Consider the following 3,568-nt stretch of genomic DNA (forward strand, 5'->3'; position numbering starts at 1 on the left):
CTCATGAAACGTGACATCTTTTCCGAACGGGTCGAAGGCTTCGACGCGCTGGCAGATGAACGACAAGGCAAGGTAACGTTGCGTAGCCACAAGGTGCAGTTGAACAAACTGGCACCTCTCACTGCCGACGAAGTGATTGCTGTGCGCCAACAACTCAATCTGTCGCGCTCGGTATTTGCGATGTACCTGCGCACCAATACCCGGACCCTGGAAAACTGGGAGCAAGGCCGAGCAAAACCCAATGCTCAAGCGGCAACGTTGATTCGGCTGGTGGCGAGGTTTCCGGAGACGGTGGAGCGGCTGGCGCTGTTGACCTGATCGATCAATCCAGCCAACCCCATCGGCAACAGGACGTTGCCGATGGCTAAAGCCTGCAATCAAATCCTGAACTGCCCCACCAACCGACCCAACCGCTGCCCCAGGTCCGCCAGGCTGCGGGAGGTCTGGGCCCCCTGTTGGGTTTCATCGGCCACGCTGTCAACCGCCACCGCGATCTGATGCACGCTGCGGTTGATCTCTTCGGCCACGGCGGTTTGTTCTTCCGCCGCGCTGGCGATCTGCGCGTTCATCGAGTTGATGGTGCCGATCAGCTGCGCCATGGTGTCCAGGGACGCTCCGGCTTCGTTGGCCTGGGCCGATGTGCCGTCACCGGCGTCACTGGAACGGCGCATGGACTCCACGGCGGCTTCGGTGCCTTTTTGCAGGCGGTCGATCATGCCCTGGATCTCCTGGGTGCTTTGCTGGGTGCGGCTGGCCAACGCCCGTACTTCGTCGGCGACCACGGCAAAACCACGACCGGCCTCCCCTGCCCGCGCGGCTTCAATGGCGGCGTTGAGGGCGAGCAAGTTGGTCTGTTCGGCAATCGAGCGGATCACGCCAAGCACGCTGACAATCGACGACACATCCTGCTGCAAGCTGTCCAGGGACACGCCGCTGCTGCGGATGTCGTTCACCAGCGCGTGAATCTGCGCGATGCTGCCATCTACGACTTTTTTCGCGGCCTGGCCTTCGGCGTCGGTTTGCTGCGCAGCGACGGCTGCGCCTTGGGCACTGCGCGCCACTTCATGGGCCGCGGAGGACATTTCGTTGATCGCGGTAGCCACCTGGTCGGTCTCGTGTCGCTGGCGCTCCATGGCCTTTTCCGAGCGGTTGGCTTGCTCGGCGACCTGGCTCACCAGGCCGGTAAGCTGGGAGGTCATCTCGGTGATCTGGCGTACCAGGCTGTGGATCTTGTCGACAAAGCGGTTGAAAGAGCCTGCCAGTTCGCCAAGCTCGTCCTGGCTGGTGATGGCCAGGCGGCGGGTCAGGTCACCCTCACCGGCGGCAATGTCGTCGAGGTTGATCTTCATCAGGTGCAACGGCCGCAGGATGGTATTGGCCACCAGCATGCCCACGGCGGCAATCACCAACAGCACCACCACGGCAATGCCGATGATGCTCAGCAGCACACCTTCCATGCGTTTCTCCACCTTGGCCTGAACCTCGGCAACCTGGGCGTCGATGCCATCCAGGTTCACCGAGGTACCGATCACCATGTCCCACTTGGGCAAGTATTCGGTGTAGCCAAGCTTGGGCACCAGCTCGGTCTGGCCGGGCTGCGTCGAGCTGTATTGCAGGTAGTGGGTGCCGTCCTTGCCGACTTTCACCAGGTCGCGGTTGACGTAGACGCCGTTCGGGTCGCGGTTGTCCTTGAAGCTTTTGCCGACGCCGTCCGGGCTGTTGCCCTTGAACAGGCGAATGGTCTCGGAGTCGTAGCCGAAGAAATAACCGTCCTTGCCATAGCTGGTGTTGGACAGCAGCTTGACCACTTGCGTCCGTGCGGCCGTATCGCCTTGGGCGGCAGCGTCGTACAGCGGCTTGATGGTGGTCATCGCCACCTCGACGTAGCCGCGCAAGGTGGTCTTGGCGTCGTTGAGCAGGTTCTGACGGGTTTCTTCGACCTCGTTGCGGGCCTGCTCCCGAAGGATCCACACCGTGGTCAGGCTGATGATCACGGCAAACAACAACACGGGCAGGACAGCAAGGGACAGTACTTTGGCCTTTAGACTCAGACGCATGGCTCTTCTCTCTTGAGGGACAACTCAAGAGGTTAACGGCTAGTTACAATAAATCTGTAGGACAATCCCGTCAGAGCGTCATCGCGGCAAACCAGCCAAACGCCAGCAGCGGAATGTTGTAGTGCAGGAAGGTCGGCACCACGGTGTCCCAGATATGGTGGTGCTGGCCATCGATGTTCAAACCGGAAGTCGGGCCCAGGGTGGAGTCCGACGCAGGCGAGCCGGCATCACCCAATGCCCCGGCCGTGCCGACGATGCACACGATCGCCAGCGGGCTGAAGCCCAACTGCACGCACAGCGGCACAAAGATCGCCGCCAGGATCGGCACCGTGGAAAACGACGAGCCGATGCCCATGGTCACCAGCAAGCCCACCAGCAGCATCAGCAGCGCGCCCACACCGCGGCTATGGCCGATAAACGCCGCCGAGGCTTGCACGAGTGTCTGCACTTCACCGGTGGCCTTGAGCACTTCGGCAAAGCCTGACGAGGCGATCATGATGAAGCCGATCATCGCCATCATCTTCATGCCTTCGGTGAACAGGTCATCGGTGTCGCGCCAGCGCACGATGCCCGACACCGAAAAGATCAGGAACCCGGCCAGGGCGCCAATGATCATCGAGTCCAGCCACAGCTGGATAATGAACGCCGCCGCAATCGCCAGGCCGGCCACCAGCAGGGTCAGCGGGTTGTAGTGCACCGCCACCTGCTCGACTCGCTCGATCTTCTCCAGGTCGTACACACGCTTCTTGCGGTAGCTGACAAACACCGCCACCAGCAAACCGACCACCATGCCCAGCGCTGGGAGGCCCATGGCATGGGTGACATTGACCTGGCTGATGTCGACACCGCTCTTGGCCACGTTGGCCAGCAGGATCTGATTCAGGAAGATGTTGCCGAAGCCCACCGGCAGAAACATGTAGGGCGTGATCAGGCCGAAGGTCATGACGCAGGCGATGAGACGGCGGTCCAGCTGCAGTTTGGTCAGCACGTATAAAAGCGGCGGTACCAGCAGCGGGATAAACGCGATGTGGATCGGCAGGATGTTCTGCGAGGCGATGGCCACCACCCAGAGCAGACCGATCAGCAGCCATTTGACGTGACTGCCGCCCGTGGCTTCCTGGCGATCCACCAGCAGCAGGGCTTTATCGGCCAGCGCATGAGCCAGGCCGGATTTGGCAATCGCCACGGCGAACGCGCCGAGCAGCGCGTAGGACAACGCCACCGTCGCACCGCCACCCAGGCCGCTGTTGAACGCCTTGAGCGTCGCGTCGATACCCAGGCCGCCGGTCAGGCCACCCACCAGGGCGCCGACAATGATCGCGATCACCACATGCACGCGGGACAAGCTGAGCACCAGCATGGTGCCGACCGCGGCGATTACTGCATTAATCATCGTTACCTCAAGACAGAAAACATGAAAAAAGCACGCACCTGCCCGGGCTGCTGTCGGGAACGGCTGCCGCAAACCAGGTTTTAAGGGAGTTTTATTAGAGGGCGCGCACTTTGCAGCA

General features: G+C 61.4%; 3 protein-coding genes and 1 pseudogene. 1 reads left to right on the top strand and 3 read right to left on the bottom strand.

Annotated features, from left to right (window positions below; translation table 11 throughout):
- Positions 1-3 precede the first annotated feature (3 nt).
- Positions 4-318 carry a DNA-binding transcriptional regulator gene (locus tag JV201_RS18285; RefSeq protein ID WP_177041779.1) on the top strand — a complete coding sequence of 105 codons (315 nt, stop codon included), beginning with the start codon at positions 4-6 and terminating at the stop codon, positions 316-318.
- Positions 319-377: 59 nt separating this feature from the next.
- Here JV201_RS18285 and JV201_RS30205 read toward each other — a convergent pair whose 3' ends face one another.
- The 3 genes and pseudogenes from JV201_RS30205 to JV201_RS18295 form a co-directional block, all read right to left on the bottom strand.
- Positions 378-1,199: a methyl-accepting chemotaxis protein gene (locus tag JV201_RS30205; protein ID WP_374707371.1), complete on the bottom strand. Its 822-nt coding sequence runs from the start codon at positions 1,197-1,199 to the stop codon at positions 378-380.
- Between the two features lie 36 nt (positions 1,200-1,235).
- Positions 1,236-2,057: pseudogene (locus JV201_RS30210) on the bottom strand (cache domain-containing protein); the annotation flags it as partial.
- A 70-nt stretch (positions 2,058-2,127) separates the two neighbouring features.
- Positions 2,128-3,447 (bottom strand): Na+/H+ antiporter family protein, encoded by a 1,320-nt coding sequence (locus JV201_RS18295; RefSeq protein WP_161635727.1) that lies wholly within the window; start codon positions 3,445-3,447, stop codon positions 2,128-2,130.
- Positions 3,448-3,568: the final 121 nt, after the last annotated feature.

The organism is Pseudomonas sp. Colony2 (assembly GCF_019382755.1).
Lineage (GTDB): Bacteria > Pseudomonadota > Gammaproteobacteria > Pseudomonadales > Pseudomonadaceae > Aquipseudomonas.

What these genes read in the sequence shown, in the direction of transcription:
- JV201_RS18285 (WP_177041779.1), top strand. Translation starts at nt 4, where the DNA reads ATGAAACGTGACATCTTTTCCGAACGGGTCGAAGGCTTCGACGCGCTG.
- JV201_RS30205 (WP_374707371.1), bottom strand. Translation starts at nt 1,199, where the DNA reads ATGACCTCCCAGCTTACCGGCCTGGTGAGCCAGGTCGCCGAGCAAGCC.